Genomic DNA, 15,131 nt, shown 5'->3' on the forward strand with positions numbered 1-15,131 from the left:
ACCTTAGGTTCTAGGGGCATCAGAAAATATCTCAGCCAGTCTGTCACTGGCCTCTTCATAACCGCTGCTCTCGTGAATCGCCTGCTGTAAATAGGTCTCCATCTCAGGGTATAAACGGATGGCTTTATCCAACAGCGGATCACTGCCAGCAGCATAGGCTCCGACACTCACGAGGTCACGATTGCGCTGATAAGACGAAAGCAACTGTTTGAAGTTTTGGACTTTTCTGTAGTGTGCTTGATCAATCAATTCGGTCATTGCACGGCTAATCGAAGCTTCGATATCGATAGCAGGATAGTGGCCAGATTCAGCAAGGCGTCGCGACAACACGATATGCCCATCAAGGATGGCACGCGCGGAGTCGGCAATCGGGTCCTGTTGGTCATCACCTTCCGTCAGCACGGTATAAAATGCGGTGATAGATCCCCCCTCTTTCACGCCGTTCCCCGCCCGCTCTACCAATGCGGGCAATTTCGCAAATACCGACGGTGGATAACCTTTGGTTGCAGGGGGTTCGCCGATAGCCAAGGCAATTTCACGTTGCGCCATGGCATACCGCGTCAGGGAGTCCATGATGAGCAGCACATCCATGCCCCGCTCACGGAAGTCTTCTGCGATGCGGGTCGCATATACCGCCCCCTGCATACGCAATATCGGTGAAACATCCGCAGGTGCGGCAATGACGACCGAGCGGCTAAGCCCCTCTTCACCAAGGATATTCTCGATAAAATCTTTCACTTCTCGGCCACGCTCGCCAATCAGCCCGACCACAATGACATCGGCTTTGGTGTAACGCGCCATCATGCCAAGCAGCACACTTTTACCGACACCTGAACCGGCAAACAGGCCCATGCGCTGCCCTCGCCCAACGGTTAACAGGCCGTTAATTGCTCGGACGCCGACATCCAGTACATCCTTAATAGGGTCACGTAATAGAGGGTTAACGGGTTGGGTAAACAAGGGGGCTTGCTTAGCACAACCTGGAGGCGGTAATCCATCAAGTGGCCGCGCACTGGCATCTAGCACACGCCCTAAAAGTTCCGGCCCTAATGGTAACTGTTTGCCGTGGGCGATATCCGCCCCACTCCCTTGGGCATAGACACGCGCACCGGGCAAAATACCGTCGACATTTTCAAGCGGCATCAGATACAGAATTTCGCCATTAAAACCCACCACTTCGCTCTCTACCTTCTGCATACCTTGGCCGGTATTTCGTTCGACAATACAGAGCGTGCCGATAGGCAATTTCAGCCCCACCGCCTCCATCACCAACCCGGTCACCCGAGTTAATTTGCCGTATTGTTGAAACGGCGGCAGCGAGGCGATGTTTTTCTCTTTTCGGTCAATGACATCCAGCCAGTTTTTAAGGCGCATCGTCATGCGGGATAATCCTCACGAGCCAGTTCGCATAATGCTTGCCAGCGAGCGGTCATCGTGGCGTCGAATTCGCCCTCCGCAGAGGTGATCCGGCACCCACCCAACAGGATTTGGGCATCTTCGCGCAGTTCCCAGCCCAAGGATTCCAGCGAGTGACCGACATTTTGCTCCACGATCTCCCTATCTGCCGGATTGACCCACAACTGTGCCTTACCCTTGAATAGAGTCTCTTGCTGCAACAACTGTTGGATTTTTTCCAGCAGCACGGCGTTATCACAAACAATGTTCTTGCCCAGAATGGCACGGGCGGCGGTCAGGGATAGTTGCACTAACCGAGAAGGAATCACGCTATCCAGATTGTCTAGCGCCACTTTAAACTCTTCAAGTAGCTGGGAAAAACGCTGCCCCGTCTCATGTTGTTGTGCACGGGCTTCAGATAGTCCCTGCTCGAGACCCTCTTTTTTCCCCTGACTCAACCCAGCGTCATAGCCCTGCTTTTTACCCTCTTCGACACCACGACTCTCCCCTTGGGCGAATCCTTTTTTTTCCGCTTGTTGGCGGAGGCGAGAGAGTTCAGCCTGTAATAGCTCATCGGGCTGATAATCACCCGGCAAATGGATAATCTCATCTTCTGGCTGAGTCTCTTCATCCAATAAACTCTGAGGCTGCCAGCTCTGCCAGTTAAGCTTCTGTTCACGATCAGACATAAGCATCCTCACTTCCACCAATGATCACTTCGCCGGACTCTGCCAAGCGTTTGACGATCAACAAGATACTCTTCTGTTCAGCTTCAACCTGAGACATACGGACCGGGCCGCGAGAGCCAAGATCTTCCATCATGATATCCGCCTGACGTCTGGACATATTGCGGAAGAACTTATCGCGCAGTGGTGCATCAGCCCCTTTAAGCGCGATGATAAGCGACTCGTTTTCAATCTCTTGAAGAATGCGCTGGATGCTGCGGTCTTCGATTTCAACCAGATTTTCGAACAGGAACATTTCATCAATAATTTTCTGTGCCAGTTCCTGATCAAACTCGCGCACAGCCTCGATTGCGGCCTCTTCTTGCTGAGTTTTCATCAAGTTGAGAATCTCTGCCGCTGGGCGGACCCCCCCCATTTTGCTGCGCTTCAGGTTCTGCCCATGAAGCAGATTGGTGAGCACTTCGGTCAATTCTTGCAACGCCGCCGGTTGGACGCCGCCAAAGGTCGCGATACGCAGCATAATGTCGTTACGCGCTCGATCGTCAAATTTGCTCAATACATCAGCAGCTTGACCACGTTTGAGGTGAACCAGGATCGTGGCGATAATTTGCGGATGCTCATCACGGATCAGATCATACGCCGCCTGTGGCTCCATAAAGTTCAATGTCTCGATACCATTGGTGCCCTGCTGAGAATCCAGCAGATCCTCGAGCAAGCTTGAAGCCCGCTCTTCGCCCAGCGCTTTGACCAGAACACTGCGCAGGTAATCATTGGTATTGACGCTAAGCGCAGCATATTCACTGGAGTCGCGCTGGAACTCTTTCAGGACAGTGCTCAGTTGATCATGGGTATAACCGCCCATATTGACCATCGCACCACTAATCTGTTTGACTTCATGGCTATTGAGGTGCTTGAACACTTCGGCCGCCAGTACATCACCGAGTGTCAACATGACAATCGCACTTTTCTCAGAAGCATTCATTATGAATCCAGATCCTTATTCATCCACTGGCGGAGCACCAGAGCAATAACGCGAGGCTCCTGCTCGGCTAATTCCCGCAAACTCTGCGTATTAAGTTCAACTTCAACGCGCTGCTCGGCTTTATTTTTTGCTCCGCTTTCGGCTTTACGTTTATTGGCATCCAGTTCTGCCTGACGAGCCTCTTTCTCTAACTCCAGACGCGCCAATATCAACTCTTGGTTTCTCATCCACGCGGGCTGAATCGCCTTGCGCCAGAAGAACCACGCCACGATGGCGACGAGCAGATAGCGACCTGCGGCCATCAATAGATTGATAAACCCAGCCTGCTTCCAGAATGGCGGGGCAACTTCCTCTTCAACATCGCTGAAAAGTGAATTCACAATATTGACTGTATCGCCGCGTTCTACGGAAAAGCCCACCGCCTCTTTCACCAGAGAGTTAATCTGATCCATCTGCGCTTTACTCAACGCAGCAGGAACACCCTCTTTCGCTGGCAAGTAATTGACCACTACGGCGACGGAGAGACGTTCAATCGAGCCGGCGCTGCGCTTGATATGCGTCAAGGTGCGATCAAGCTCGTAGTTGGTGGTGTTATCTCTGCGGTTGTTGAAAGGAACGGGGGTCGCAACCGTGGTTGCCGCGCCTTTGGCTCCCGGCGTTGTCGGTGTCGTCGGCGTGGCCTCTTTAGCACCAACAGGTTGAGTTATCGGTGCTGTCGCCGGAGTCGGTGGCTGATTACTCAGGGCACCCGGCACGCCGCCGACCCCATTTTTGCTTCCCTGCTCAGAATCACTGGACTGACGACTGCGAATCGACATTTTGTCCGAGGCCGTATTAGGCTGGAACTGCTCAGCGGTTTGTTCATGAGTCGTGAAATCAAGCTGCGCCGTCACCTGTGCTTTGACGTTATTACGCCCAACAATGGGGGCAAGAATCGATTGAATACGCTGCTGGAAATCCGCTTCTACCTCACTGGTGAATTTAAGCTGCGAGGTCTGAACTTCCTGACCACCCCGTTGAGTTAATAAATGCCCACCTTGATCGACAATTGTCACATTGTCGGCATTTAAGCCGGGAACCGCGCTGGCAATGAGATAACTGATCGCACTTACCTGACCACTCTCTAACGATCGGCCATTACTCAGATTGACGGTGACAGAGGCAGAAGAGGGCTTCTGTTCGCGGACAAACATGGAGGGCTTAGGTATCGCCAGATGAACGCGAGCGCCATTCACGGGGCCAAGGGTTTCAATGGTGCGAGACAGCTCGCCTTCTAAAGCACGCTGGAAATTAACCTGCTCACTAAATTGGCTAATACCAAACTTTTCCTGGTCCAGTAATTCAAAGCCCACTGAGCCGCCTTTCGGTAATCCAAGCTGGGCCAATTTGAGGCGAGCTTCATAGACCTTATCGACCGGAACCATAATGGCACCGCCGCGATCCTCAAAACGGTAGGGCACATTCATTTGCGCTAATTGCGCAACGATAGCCCCACCATCCTGATCGGAAATGTTGCTATATAAGACCCGATAGTCCGGTGCTTTCGCCCAGAGTAATAGCGCGATAAGCAGTGTTACCGCCGCTGAAACGCAGATAAGGAGAACAATTTTAGGACTAGCACGAATACGTTCTAATGCTGCCATCAAATTAACTGTATTGTTGTTTTTGATACCGTTTGTCGTGGCATTCATGCCGTAGTCCTGTAAAAAATAAATGACGCAATGTAGATGTATTATTGCGAATCAACACTCCAGTGACGGGGGGTAAGAAACGAAGCAGTAAATACACAGACAGAATTCCAGCTGCGTATTATCTTCTAATTATGTTTTTTTTAAGTGCCAATAAGCTGAAACTTCTGTCAGCTTATTGGATTATTTTATTTATAGGGACATATGTTACGCTGTCGTTACTAAATACGATTAGGAATAACGGGAAAGATTCTATTACGCCGTTTAAAAGGAAATAGTGATGTCTATTCAATCGATGAGTGGAGTTCTGGATCAAATTAACTTCCAGGCTCAGCAAGTATCATCCACTCAAAAATCACCATTAATTTCAATCAGCCAAGATGTCGAAAAGCCAATACACTTTTCCGACATGTTATTTAACAGTGTTAATAGTATTAATGCAATGCAAACTCAGGCTAAAAGCCAGTCGCAAGACTATATGACCGGCACGCCTGGCATTGGCCTGAATGACGTGATGGTCTCTATGCAGAAATCATCTCTGGCATTAAACCTTGGCGTTCAAGTCCGCAATAAGCTCGTTAGCGCATATCAGGAAGTCATGAATATGTCTGTGTAACTATTTCACACATTCACACACTCTTTATTAAGTTATATGACCCACTGATAATTTTAGTCGCTATTCAGCCAGTGTGACTGGCGGCAACAAGGCGAATTTTATCAATGTTACATATCGCATGGATGCTTTCTATTAGTGACATTAGCGAAGTTAAAAATTGAGTAATAAAAATTTTCGTATTCAGGAAGAACTGTCTGATCAGGTTTTACAGAAAATCAGTACGTTAATATATCACCATGCGGGGATAGTATTAACCAGCCAGAAACGCGATATGGTCTATAACCGTCTTTCGCGGCGACTACGTGAGTTAAAACTCGCCAGTTTCACTGATTATGTGAAGCTGCTTGAGTCAGATCAGCAGGGTGATGAAAAGCAATCCTTTATTAATGCCTTGACGACCAACCTAACATCATTTTTCCGGGAATCGTATCACTTCCCTATTTTGGCTGAGCACGCTCGTGCCAGAACAGCAAATTATAGCGTGTGGTGTACAGCGGCATCGACTGGGGAAGAACCCTGCTCTATCGCGATGACGCTAGATGAGGCATTGGGTCGCACTATTTCTGGTCCGCGAGTGTGGGCCACTGATATCGATACCGAGGTATTAACCAAAGCAAATAATGCCGTCTACCGATTATCCGATATTGAAAGTCTGACCCCGGAGCAAAAAAAACACTATTTTCTGCGGGGAACCGGAGCACAAGAAAATCTGGTGAAAGTAAGAAAAGAGTTGCTCTCAGGTATTCAGTATCAACAACTTAATTTACTCGATGCAAATTGGGATGTTCCTGCGCCTTTTGACGCTATTTTTTGTCGAAACGTGATGATCTATTTTGATCAGAAGACACAGGAAAGGTTGATGCTTCGCTTTTCCAAGATGCTGAAACCGGGAGGGATTTTATTTGCTGGCCATTCTGAACATTTTAACAATATGAATGGACCTTTCCGCCTGCGTGGCCAGTCAGTCTATTACCTTGCTCAAGAGAAATCATGAAAAAGATAAGAGTCCTTTGTGTTGACGATTCGGCACTGATACGCAGCATTATGACCGATATTGTGAATCATCAGCCTGATATGGAGATGGTGGCGGCCGCCCCCGATCCCATTATTGCCCGAGATTTGATCAAGCAATATGACCCTGACGTTTTGACGCTGGATGTGGAAATGCCGCGTATGGATGGTCTGGATTTTCTAGAGCGTTTAATGCGTCTTCGTCCTATGCCCGTCATTATGGTCTCTTCGCTCACAGGCAAAGGATCGGAGATAACACTCAGTGCTCTGGAGCTGGGGGCGATCGATTTTGTCACCAAGCCGCAGATGGGCCTCAAGGATGGGATGATGCAATATGCTGAAATTATTGCAGAAAAAATCCGCATGGCGTCAAAGGTGCAGGTGAAGCGCGGTGGCCGATTGAATCCAGCGCTAAAAACCCTCTCCATCCCCTTGGTCGGCAGTGAAAAAATCATTGCCATTGGTTCATCCACTGGGGGCACTGAGGCGTTAAGGCAAGTCTTAATTCCCATGCCGCTGACCTGCCCCGGCATCGTGATTGCCCAACATATGCCGCCCGGATTTACCCGTTCTTTCGCCGAGCGTTTGAACAATCTCTGCCAAATCTCAGTGAAAGAGGCCGAAGATGGCGACCGAGTGCTGCCGGGACATGCTTATATCGCACCGGGAGATAACCATATGGAACTGGTGCGTAGTGGCGCGAATTATCATCTCAAACTGAACCAGTCCCCTCCGGTCAATCGCCATCGCCCTGCCGTCGATGTCCTGTTCAAATCCGTGGCTAAATCTGCGGGGAAAAATGCGGTGGGCGTTATTTTAACCGGCATGGGCAGCGATGGCGCTATTGGCTTATTAGAGATGCGCAAATCAGGTGCTCATACATTGGCGCAAAGCGAAAAAAGCTGCGTGGTATTTGGTATGCCGCGTGAAGCGATTGCTTTAGGTGCCGCCTGCGAAGTGGTCGATCTTGGCGATGCCAGCCAACGCATACTGAACAGTGTTGTGGGCCAGGCTCGCCGAATTTAATTTATTCCCCTTACCACCATGAGCATCCTTCATTGGGTGCATTTTACTTTTATAGGATCAAAATATGGCAGATAAAAATATGCGCTTCTTGGTTATCGATGATTTCGCCACCATGCGCCGAATTGTCCGTAATCTTCTTCAGGATCTCGGTTTTAAGAATGTTGATGAAGCCGAAGATGGTCAAGATGCGTTAGCTAAATTACGTGCATCAGAATTTGATTTCGTTATCAGCGACTGGAATATGCCTAATTTAGATGGTCTGCAATTGCTCACCGAAATACGTAAAGATGAGAAGCTGAATAAGATCCCGGTGCTGATGGTGACAGCCGAAGCGAAAAAGGAAAATATCATTGCTGCCGCGCAGGCCGGTGCCAATGGCTATGTTGTGAAACCCTTCACCGCCGCCACGTTAGAAGAGAAGCTCAACAAAATATTCGAAAAGTTGGGTTGGTAAATTATGAATCTAACCCCAAACAAGCAAGCTGAAGCTAACGTCAAAGATATTTTCTCCCGCATAGGCCACCTCACTCGTCTATTACGAGACAGCATGGCGAGCTTCGGTTTAGATCGCGCCATTATGGATGTGGCTGAAGCCATTCCTGATGCCCGTGATCGGTTGAGCTATGTGGTTGGGAAAACATCACAAGCGGCGGATCGTGCATTGACTTGCGTAGAGGTTGCCCGCCCGCTTCAGGATGAGCTGAGTGAGAAAGCCACCGCGCTAACTGAGCGCTGGGATGCCTGGTTTGCCGACCCCATTGAGCTGCCGATGGCGCGAGAACTGGTGACGGATACACGTGATTTTTTGCATAACACACCAAAAATTGCCAGCCAGACCAATGCGCAGTTGATGGAGATCATGATGGCTCAGGATTTTCAGGATCTCACCGGGCAGGTCATTCAAAACATGATGAATCTTATCCAAAGTGTCGAGAATGAGCTGATTCACGTCTTAGTCGACAACATGCCGGATGCCACGTCACCGCCAGATGAAATCAAAGACAACTTAAAGAATGGGCCTCAGATCAATCAGTCCGGCTCTGGCGTGGTTGCCACTCAGGATCAGGTTGATGATTTGCTCGAAACATTAGGTTTTTAATGCCTCTTATTATGTCAGCCCGCCCGCGCGGCAATTTGTTTAGCAGAGCCCATGTCCGAAGAAAGTGATGTAGAAAAAACAGAAGAACCCACCCCCCATAAGCTGTCGAAAGCCCGTGAGGATGGGCAAATTCCGCGATCAAAAGAGTTGACCTCATTACTGATGCTGCTGGTGGGATGGTTTCTTATTTTACTCGGCGGCAATCATGTTGCAGGGAAATTAGCCCTGCTGCTGCATAACGGGCTGACGTTTGATCGGCTACTGGTACTTGATACCGATATTATGCTGATCCGGGTTTATGAGTTGTTCAAGATGGCGATTATCTCCGTGCTGCCCGTCTTGCTCGGCTTATTTATTACCGGTATTTCATCGCCAATGCTGTTAGGTGGCCTGAATTTAAGTGGCAAGTCGTTGAAAGTGGATCTCAAGCGTTTAAATCCTCTGTCGGGATTCAAACGGATGTTTTCAACTCAAGTCGTGTCTGAATTATTAAAGAGTGTGCTGAAAGTCACCTTAGTGGGTTCAGCATGTTCCCTTTTTATCTGGATGAATAAGGCGCATATGATCCAGCTCATTTATGAGCCGGTAAAGATCGCCTTAAAAGACATGGCCGCCCTTATTTCTGGCTGCCTATTGATCGTTATTCTCGCACTGATTCCCCTGGTCGGTTATGACGTTCTCTACCAGATCATGAGCAATCTTAAAAAGTTACGGATGAGTCGCCAGGAAATACGTGACGAATTTAAGCAACAAGAGGGTGACCCGCACGTCAAAGGGCGGATTAAACAACTGCAACGCTCGGCCGCACGCCAGCGGATGATGAGTGATATTCCTCAAGCAGATGTGATCGTCAATAACCCAACACATTATTCCATCGCCCTTTGTTACAAAGAAGGCGGAATGGTCGCCCCCACAATGCTGGCCAAAGGCGCGGGAGATATCGCTTTGCGCATCAGAGAAGAGGGCCTTAAGCACGGTATTCCGATGCTTGAAGCCCCCCCATTGGCACGCGCCCTGTATCGCCATTGCGAAATTGGCGAACAGATCCCGACCGAGTTATATGGCGCGGTAGCCGAAGTTTTGGCATGGGTCTATAGCGTAAAACGCTGGCGAAAAGGCAGTGGAATACTTCCGAAAAAACCTGAGAATCTTCCGGTGCCTGTGGCACTGGACTTTGCACAAGAGAGTCAAGAGTGATGGCCAATTTAGCCACCAAATTACGTCTACCCGACTTTAAACAGACCCAGTGGCAAATACTGGCCGGCCCGGTATTAATCATGACCATTCTGGCAATGATGATATTACCGCTGCCGCCATTTATTCTGGATCTGTTGTTCACCTTTAATATCGTGCTCTCCCTGATGATATTGCTGGTCGCCATGTTTACGCAGAGCACCTTGGAATTCTCCGCATTCCCCACCGTGTTACTGTTTTCCACCCTATTACGGCTGGCGTTAAACATTGCCTCAACCCGAATCATTCTGATGAATGGTCATACCGGGGAAGGTGCAGCGGGTCAGGTGATTGATGCCTTTGGGCACTTCCTGGTCGGCGGTAACTTTGCCATTGGTATTATCGTGTTTACCATTTTGATTATTATCAACTTTATGGTCATCACCAAAGGGGCCGGGCGTATTGCTGAAGTGGGCGCTCGCTTTGTTCTGGATGGGATGCCGGGTAAACAGATGGCAATCGATGCCGATCTGAATGCCGGGATTATTGGCGAAGAGGAAGCCAAGCGCCGTCGTAGCGACGTCACCCAAGAAGCTGATTTCTATGGCTCGATGGATGGTGCCAGTAAGTTTGTTCGCGGTGACGCCATCGCGGGCCTGCTGATTATGGCGATTAACGTCATTGGCGGTCTGTTCATTGGTATTCTGCAACATGATATGTCGTTTGCGGAAGCGGGAGAGACCTACACGCTGCTGACCATTGGTGATGGTCTGGTCGCCCAAATCCCCGGACTGATCATCTCGACGGCAGCCGGGGTAATCGTGACCCGTGTGGCGACCGATCAGGATGTCGGCGAACAGATGGTCAGCCAACTGTTTAACAACCCGCAAGTCATGGTACTGGCGGCGGGGGTGACCGGCCTGTTTGGCATCATTCCCGGCATGCCGAACTTGGTGTTCCTCATCTTTACCGTCGGGCTGCTGGCTCTGGCATGGTGGATGCGCGGTCAGCAATTATCCGACGCGTCGGGCGCAAAACGTGGCGCAATGAGTAAAGATGATAAAAGTGCGGCGAAAGCCGAGGCGCAAGCGGCACAGGCAGCCGAAGCCTCTTGGTCCGATGTCCAGCACGAAGATGCTCTGGGGCTGGAAGTGGGTTACCGCTTAATACCGATGGTCGATAGCGAGCAAAAGGGTCAACTGCTGACACGAATTCGCGGCATTCGTAAAAAATTCGCTCAGGAGATGGGGTTCCTTCCCCCTCCCGTCCATATTCGTGACAACTTGGATCTGGCCCCGACCGATTATCGTATCCTACTGAAAGGGGTAGAAATTGGCCGTGGGTCCATCCAACCCGAACGGTGGATGGCGATTGACCCCGGTTGTGCCGAAGGCGAACTGGCGGGCGAGCCTTGCCAAGATCCCGCCTTTGGTTTGCCTGCGGTCTGGATTGATGAAGTCATGCGCGAACAGGCTCAGACACTGGGCTATACCGTGGTCGATCCCAGTTCGGTGATCGCGACTCACTTGAATCATCTGATCTCAACCCATACTGATGAGCTATTTGGCCGTCAGGAGACACAGCAATTACTGGATCGTTTGACGAAAGATATGCCGAAATTGGTTGAAGACCTGATTCCCGGCACGATTTCGCTGACCACCTTCCATAAAGTGCTGCAAAACTTACTGGCGGAACGCATTTCAATCCGCGATATCAGAACCATCATCGATACCCTTGCTGAATATTCAGCCGTGCAAACCGACCCGGATGAGCTGACGGCACAAGTGCGTATCAGATTGGGCCGCGCTATCACCCAGCAATGGTTCCCCGGCAATGATGAAATTCAAGTGATCGGATTGGATCTTAATCTGGAAAGGCTGCTGATTCAGGCCACCCAGAGTGGCAGCGCGATTGAACCCGGCATTGCCGAGAACATTATGCAGCAAACCGAGAAGGCGATTTTGCAACAAGAAGCCAGCGGCGCACCGCTGGTGCTGCTGGTCAATCAACCGTTACGTTTCATGTTGTCACGTTTCCTACGCCGTGTGTTCCCGCAACTCGCGGTGATCTCCAATCAGGAAATTAGTAACAATCGCACTGTGCGCATGTCCTACGTGATTGGCGGTAAGGAATGAAACCGTCAGCCCTAATGCTGCTCTCGCTGACCCTCTTGCCACTGATGGCATCTGCCGTCAGTGGCTCATGGAGTAGTAGCGGGGTCGGAGGTGTCGTCAGTGTCGGCGGGCAAACATTGGCAAGTCGCCCCTTGATGCCCGTGATCCCGCCGGGAGCAACCTTGCTGCGCATAACATGGCGAATTAAGCTGCTCTCCGCACCCCCACCGGGCTTGCGCATCAAGTTGTGCAGTCAGGATAAGTGCATTCTATTGGACTCACTCTCCGGGCAGAAAAATGTCGAGGGGGCACTCACCGCAAACGGCCCCTTTTACTTTATCTATTCCGTCGAGAGTCAGGGCCAGCTGTTACCGCCCCTCAATGTGGTCAGCAACCAATTGACGATAAGCTATCGCTAACCCGCCGTCGCTTTAGCAAGACCGGCAAAAGGGAGGGTTAATTAGGGGGAATAGCGGCGGAGATCAGAGAAGAGTGAAGGCTATTTCATCATCAAAATAGCCTCTCCTGGCATTAATGGAAGGCTGAGGTATATTGCGAGGAATAAGCCTTACTGCATTTCTTGCCATGCTGCAAAGAGGACATATCTTTCCTTAACACATCAAGGCGACTTTTGAGTGTCTTGGTTATTTCATCTTCATTCTCAAGCAAACTGGTTAACATCACGCTCAAGTTTTTTTTCTCATCTTGCATCATTTCAGCAGGTTGATTTTCGATAATATCGTGCAGAGTGATAATATAGACCTCTGCCAATTCGATAAATTCGTCCCATTTGCCTTCCTTGGCCATCTCTAATAAGCTCAAATTTAATTTATAAACATCTTCGTAATCTTCTGACTGTACATTACCCATTATTTGCCTGCTTTTCCTTAGGTTCGATTTCCTTCCACGTCGTGGCAAGATTTGTCAATATTTCACAAACACTTGCCAGGTCTGAAGGTGAGTTGCGTAAATTGGCTTGAAGGAGGGTACGAGACATATAGTCATATAAACTCTCCAGATCTTGAGCGATATCTTTCCCTTTATCGTGATCCAGTGAGGTGCGTAACCCATTATCAATAATATTGATCGCTTTAGAGATCATCTCGCCGCGCTTGGGAATATTCCCGTTTTCAAAATAGATCTTCGCCCGTAAAACCGCGTTGAGTGCACTATCAAACAGCATTGAAATTAACTGATGAGGAGATGCACCCGCCAGTTGACTCTCCAGATCAATTCGGGCGTAGGCTTTACTTCCCGGATTTGAATACATATCTGCTCCGTAATAAAAAGGCTGAAGACTCGCACCTCCAGCCGGTTAATAAATGCGAAAACTTACAGCGTCGCCAAAATAGACGACAGCTGATTACTCATGCTATTCAGTTTTGACATGGTGGTGTCGAGGTTTTGGAACTGTACCCGATAACGTTCAACCTGATTATCAATCAGCTTTTGCGTCTTCTCAATCTGGGTATCCATCAGTTTGATCTGCGCATCCAAGCCCTCGGTGGAGTCCTTAATGATGCCATTCATTTTGGTATCCGGATCGCCAAGATACTCGGTAATGGTTGCACTCAGCGACGTTGCCAGCCCTTCTTTTTCACCACGGCCGATAAACATATCCGCGATACCATCAGGATTGTCGGCAATTGCCTCATCCAGCTTGCTCTCGTTCAGCGTCATCTGCCCGGTCGCCGGATCAATTTTGACCCCGATATCGGCAAGGGAGCCATAATCCGCCGATGGATCACCATAAACGCCATTCACTGCGGAGCGGAAATCCCCCACCATGCCGCGCAAGGTGGAGTCCCCCATTAGCGCGCCATTTTGGGCATTCTGCGTGGCAACATCAGAGTCTGACAGCCCGGCCGTCTTATTGGGGACATACTTGCTGGCCTCGGAAGTCAGCTTGAGCAGGGCGTTGTACTTATCTACAAAGTCTTTAACACTGGATTTGATGGCGGAGGTATCTCGGGTCAGCGTCATCTGCTCAGGGATCTTCTCTCCCGTGGTTGTATCACTTTCCGATACCTGTTTCAGCACCAGTGTGACGCCGGGGATGATATCGGAGATGTTATTCGACGAACGGGTATACTTGCTGCCATCAACAATAAGTGTGGCATCCAGGGCTTTGGTCACCTGCTGCATACCCTTATCCGGATCACCCTCTTTATTCCCCGCATCATCCTCTTTATAGTTCAGCTTCCCACCGAGAGTGTCGTCGCCCTCAACACTGACGCTCATTTCGCCATCACTGCCGGTATTTTTCGAGGTGAAGACCAGTTGATAGCCATCATCGGTGCGCTGTACTGACGCCGAAACATTGCTGTCCTGCTTATTCACCGCTTTAGCAATTTGGTTCAGTGAGGTTTCATCATCTTTCAGCTCAACCTCAGTGGTTTTGCCATCACCGGTGGTGATAGTAATGGTGCGCGTACCGCCATTACTCTCGCCTAGCATCTCATCTGCACTGTCCACCCCATCGGTCTTAATTTTATGGGCGGTGGCAAGCTGTGAAATGGTAACCGAATGGGTATCGGCATTGGCTTCACTGGTGGCGGTGGCGGTGAAGGCTTTGTTAGAGCTCACGGTTAAGGTATTAAATGCGTCAGAAGTCAGTTTCTTCACACTGCCCTGTAGGGCAGACAGTGAACTGGATATGCCCCCCCATGCTGAAACTTTTAACTTGTAGCTGTTTTGCATAATCGTATAGGGCTTCAGACGGGTCTGTTCCCCAGCTTTGATCTGCTCAAGCATGGTGGCCGTATCTATTCCCGAACCGATACCTAATGATGATAAGGAAGCCATTCAATTCTCCTGTATATATACCCGTCATACTTCAAGCCGCATGTGCGTTGGCTGCCTTCGTTCACCCCAGTCACTGACTCATGTAAGCTCTTGGGGGACTCGCTCAGTTGCCGCCTTCCTGCAACTCGAATTATTTAGGGTATAAAATTTGCTTAAATTTATTAGTACTTCACTATTAAACATCGGTTCTAATATTATTAAGTTTAATTTTTTGTCACTGGCTCATCAACTGAATACCCACAAAAAAACAATCCCTATCTCTTTTCAGCCCATAGGTGAACTTATATATGACGTTATTTACCCTGCAATTTACCCTAACCGTCAAATTGGCGACATTTGTGATTCTATTTCAATCAACGGAAAGCGTGGTGAGTTAATTTATTAATCAGAGCAATACAGTAAATAGAAATTCATCTTAAAAAATTCGAAAAAAATCACAAAAAGGTATTTAGGGATTTTTTCTCGTGCCGATGTATTTAATATGCGAACGAAACACGCATTACATATTGCAAAGACATTGCAGTATTATTCATTAA

Annotated in this window: 15 protein-coding genes; 8 read left to right on the forward strand and 7 right to left on the reverse strand. The window is 49.2% G+C overall.

Features of this window, described 5'->3' with window-relative positions; translation table 11 throughout:
- Nucleotides 1-3: 3 nt before the first annotated feature.
- The 4 genes from fliI to fliF are packed head-to-tail and all read right to left on the reverse strand — an operon-like array spanning nucleotide 4 to nucleotide 4,754.
- Nucleotides 4-1,380, reverse strand: a complete 1,377-nt coding sequence (gene fliI / locus HRD69_RS02050) for a flagellar protein export ATPase FliI (RefSeq protein WP_032814058.1) — start codon at nucleotides 1,378-1,380, stop codon at nucleotides 4-6.
- Nucleotides 1,377-2,084, reverse strand: coding sequence for a flagellar assembly protein FliH (locus tag HRD69_RS02055; protein WP_080545010.1), 708 nt, complete (start codon nucleotides 2,082-2,084; stop codon nucleotides 1,377-1,379). Before HRD69_RS02055 ends, fliI begins: the two co-directional genes overlap by 4 nt.
- Nucleotides 2,077-3,063: a flagellar motor switch protein FliG gene (gene fliG / locus HRD69_RS02060; protein ID WP_032814056.1), complete on the reverse strand. Its 987-nt coding sequence runs from the start codon at nucleotides 3,061-3,063 to the stop codon at nucleotides 2,077-2,079. The genes HRD69_RS02055 and fliG overlap by 8 nt, the downstream gene beginning before the upstream one ends.
- Nucleotides 3,063-4,754, reverse strand: a complete 1,692-nt coding sequence (fliF, locus tag HRD69_RS02065) for a flagellar basal-body MS-ring/collar protein FliF (RefSeq protein ID WP_004874813.1) — start codon at nucleotides 4,752-4,754, stop codon at nucleotides 3,063-3,065. The genes fliG and fliF overlap by 1 nt, the downstream gene beginning before the upstream one ends.
- A 277-nt stretch (nucleotides 4,755-5,031) precedes the next feature.
- Here fliF and fliE point away from each other — a divergent pair, with 277 nt between their 5' ends.
- The 8 genes from fliE to HRD69_RS02105 all read left to right on the forward strand — a co-directional run bounded on the left by fliE (nucleotide 5,032) and on the right by HRD69_RS02105 (nucleotide 12,209).
- The gene (gene fliE, locus HRD69_RS02070; RefSeq protein ID WP_032814055.1) at nucleotides 5,032-5,367 is read left to right on the forward strand and encodes a flagellar hook-basal body complex protein FliE; all 336 of its coding nucleotides are present in this window, start codon (nucleotides 5,032-5,034) and stop codon (nucleotides 5,365-5,367) included.
- 157 nt (nucleotides 5,368-5,524) lie between these two features.
- Complete coding sequence (locus HRD69_RS02075) at nucleotides 5,525-6,361, forward strand: chemotaxis protein-glutamate O-methyltransferase (protein WP_004874811.1); 837 nt, start codon at nucleotides 5,525-5,527, stop codon at nucleotides 6,359-6,361.
- Nucleotides 6,358-7,404: a protein-glutamate methylesterase/protein-glutamine glutaminase gene (locus HRD69_RS02080; protein ID WP_032814054.1), complete on the forward strand. Its 1,047-nt coding sequence runs from the start codon at nucleotides 6,358-6,360 to the stop codon at nucleotides 7,402-7,404. The genes HRD69_RS02075 and HRD69_RS02080 overlap by 4 nt, the downstream gene beginning before the upstream one ends.
- A 64-nt stretch (nucleotides 7,405-7,468) precedes the next feature.
- On the forward strand, nucleotides 7,469-7,858 hold the full coding sequence (cheY, locus tag HRD69_RS02085; RefSeq protein ID WP_004874809.1) for a chemotaxis response regulator CheY: 390 nt from the start codon (nucleotides 7,469-7,471) through the stop codon (nucleotides 7,856-7,858).
- Nucleotides 7,859-7,861: 3 nt separating this feature from the next.
- Nucleotides 7,862-8,503 (forward strand): protein phosphatase CheZ, encoded by a 642-nt coding sequence (gene cheZ / locus HRD69_RS02090; RefSeq protein ID WP_004874808.1) that lies wholly within the window; start codon nucleotides 7,862-7,864, stop codon nucleotides 8,501-8,503.
- Nucleotides 8,504-8,554: 51 nt separating this feature from the next.
- Entirely contained in the window at nucleotides 8,555-9,700 is a 1,146-nt protein-coding gene (flhB, locus tag HRD69_RS02095) for a flagellar biosynthesis protein FlhB (RefSeq protein ID WP_032814053.1), read from the forward strand.
- Nucleotides 9,700-11,811: a flagellar biosynthesis protein FlhA gene (flhA, locus tag HRD69_RS02100; RefSeq protein ID WP_004874807.1), complete on the forward strand. Its 2,112-nt coding sequence runs from the start codon at nucleotides 9,700-9,702 to the stop codon at nucleotides 11,809-11,811. The genes flhB and flhA overlap by 1 nt, the downstream gene beginning before the upstream one ends.
- Nucleotides 11,808-12,209 carry a flagellar protein FlhE gene (locus tag HRD69_RS02105; protein WP_032814052.1) on the forward strand — a complete coding sequence of 134 codons (402 nt, stop codon included), beginning with the start codon at nucleotides 11,808-11,810 and terminating at the stop codon, nucleotides 12,207-12,209. Before flhA ends, HRD69_RS02105 begins: the two co-directional genes overlap by 4 nt.
- A 112-nt stretch (nucleotides 12,210-12,321) precedes the next feature.
- Here HRD69_RS02105 and HRD69_RS02110 read toward each other — a convergent pair whose 3' ends face one another.
- The 3 genes from HRD69_RS02110 to fliD form a co-directional block, all read right to left on the reverse strand.
- Nucleotides 12,322-12,660, reverse strand: coding sequence for a flagellar protein FliT (locus HRD69_RS02110; protein WP_230675068.1), 339 nt, complete (start codon nucleotides 12,658-12,660; stop codon nucleotides 12,322-12,324).
- The gene (gene fliS / locus HRD69_RS02115) at nucleotides 12,653-13,060 is read right to left on the reverse strand and encodes a flagellar export chaperone FliS (RefSeq protein WP_004874804.1); all 408 of its coding nucleotides are present in this window, start codon (nucleotides 13,058-13,060) and stop codon (nucleotides 12,653-12,655) included. The genes HRD69_RS02110 and fliS overlap by 8 nt, the downstream gene beginning before the upstream one ends.
- A 62-nt stretch (nucleotides 13,061-13,122) precedes the next feature.
- Complete coding sequence (gene fliD / locus HRD69_RS02120; protein WP_004874803.1) at nucleotides 13,123-14,595, reverse strand: flagellar filament capping protein FliD; 1,473 nt, start codon at nucleotides 14,593-14,595, stop codon at nucleotides 13,123-13,125.
- Nucleotides 14,596-15,131: the final 536 nt, after the last annotated feature.

Source organism: Yersinia mollaretii ATCC 43969 (assembly GCF_013282725.1).
Taxonomy (GTDB): domain Bacteria; phylum Pseudomonadota; class Gammaproteobacteria; order Enterobacterales; family Enterobacteriaceae; genus Yersinia; species Yersinia mollaretii.

Excerpts from the sequence above, each read along its gene's own strand:
- fliI (WP_032814058.1), bottom strand. The coding sequence starts at position 1,380 with ATGACGATGCGCCTTAAAAACTGGCTGGATGTCATTGACCGAAAAGAG.
- HRD69_RS02055 (WP_080545010.1), bottom strand. The coding sequence starts at position 2,084 with ATGTCTGATCGTGAACAGAAGCTTAACTGGCAGAGCTGGCAGCCTCAG.
- fliG (WP_032814056.1), bottom strand. The coding sequence starts at position 3,063 with ATGAATGCTTCTGAGAAAAGTGCGATTGTCATGTTGACACTCGGTGAT.
- fliF (WP_004874813.1), bottom strand. The coding sequence starts at position 4,754 with ATGAATGCCACGACAAACGGTATCAAAAACAACAATACAGTTAATTTG.
- fliE (WP_032814055.1), top strand. The coding sequence starts at position 5,032 with ATGTCTATTCAATCGATGAGTGGAGTTCTGGATCAAATTAACTTCCAG.
- HRD69_RS02080 (WP_032814054.1), top strand. The coding sequence starts at position 6,358 with ATGAAAAAGATAAGAGTCCTTTGTGTTGACGATTCGGCACTGATACGC.
- cheY (WP_004874809.1), top strand. The coding sequence starts at position 7,469 with ATGGCAGATAAAAATATGCGCTTCTTGGTTATCGATGATTTCGCCACC.
- cheZ (WP_004874808.1), top strand. The coding sequence starts at position 7,862 with ATGAATCTAACCCCAAACAAGCAAGCTGAAGCTAACGTCAAAGATATT.
- flhB (WP_032814053.1), top strand. The coding sequence starts at position 8,555 with ATGTCCGAAGAAAGTGATGTAGAAAAAACAGAAGAACCCACCCCCCAT.
- flhA (WP_004874807.1), top strand. The coding sequence starts at position 9,700 with ATGGCCAATTTAGCCACCAAATTACGTCTACCCGACTTTAAACAGACC.
- HRD69_RS02105 (WP_032814052.1), top strand. The coding sequence starts at position 11,808 with ATGAAACCGTCAGCCCTAATGCTGCTCTCGCTGACCCTCTTGCCACTG.
- HRD69_RS02110 (WP_230675068.1), bottom strand. The coding sequence starts at position 12,660 with ATGGGTAATGTACAGTCAGAAGATTACGAAGATGTTTATAAATTAAAT.
- fliS (WP_004874804.1), bottom strand. The coding sequence starts at position 13,060 with ATGTATTCAAATCCGGGAAGTAAAGCCTACGCCCGAATTGATCTGGAG.
- fliD (WP_004874803.1), bottom strand. The coding sequence starts at position 14,595 with ATGGCTTCCTTATCATCATTAGGTATCGGTTCGGGAATAGATACGGCC.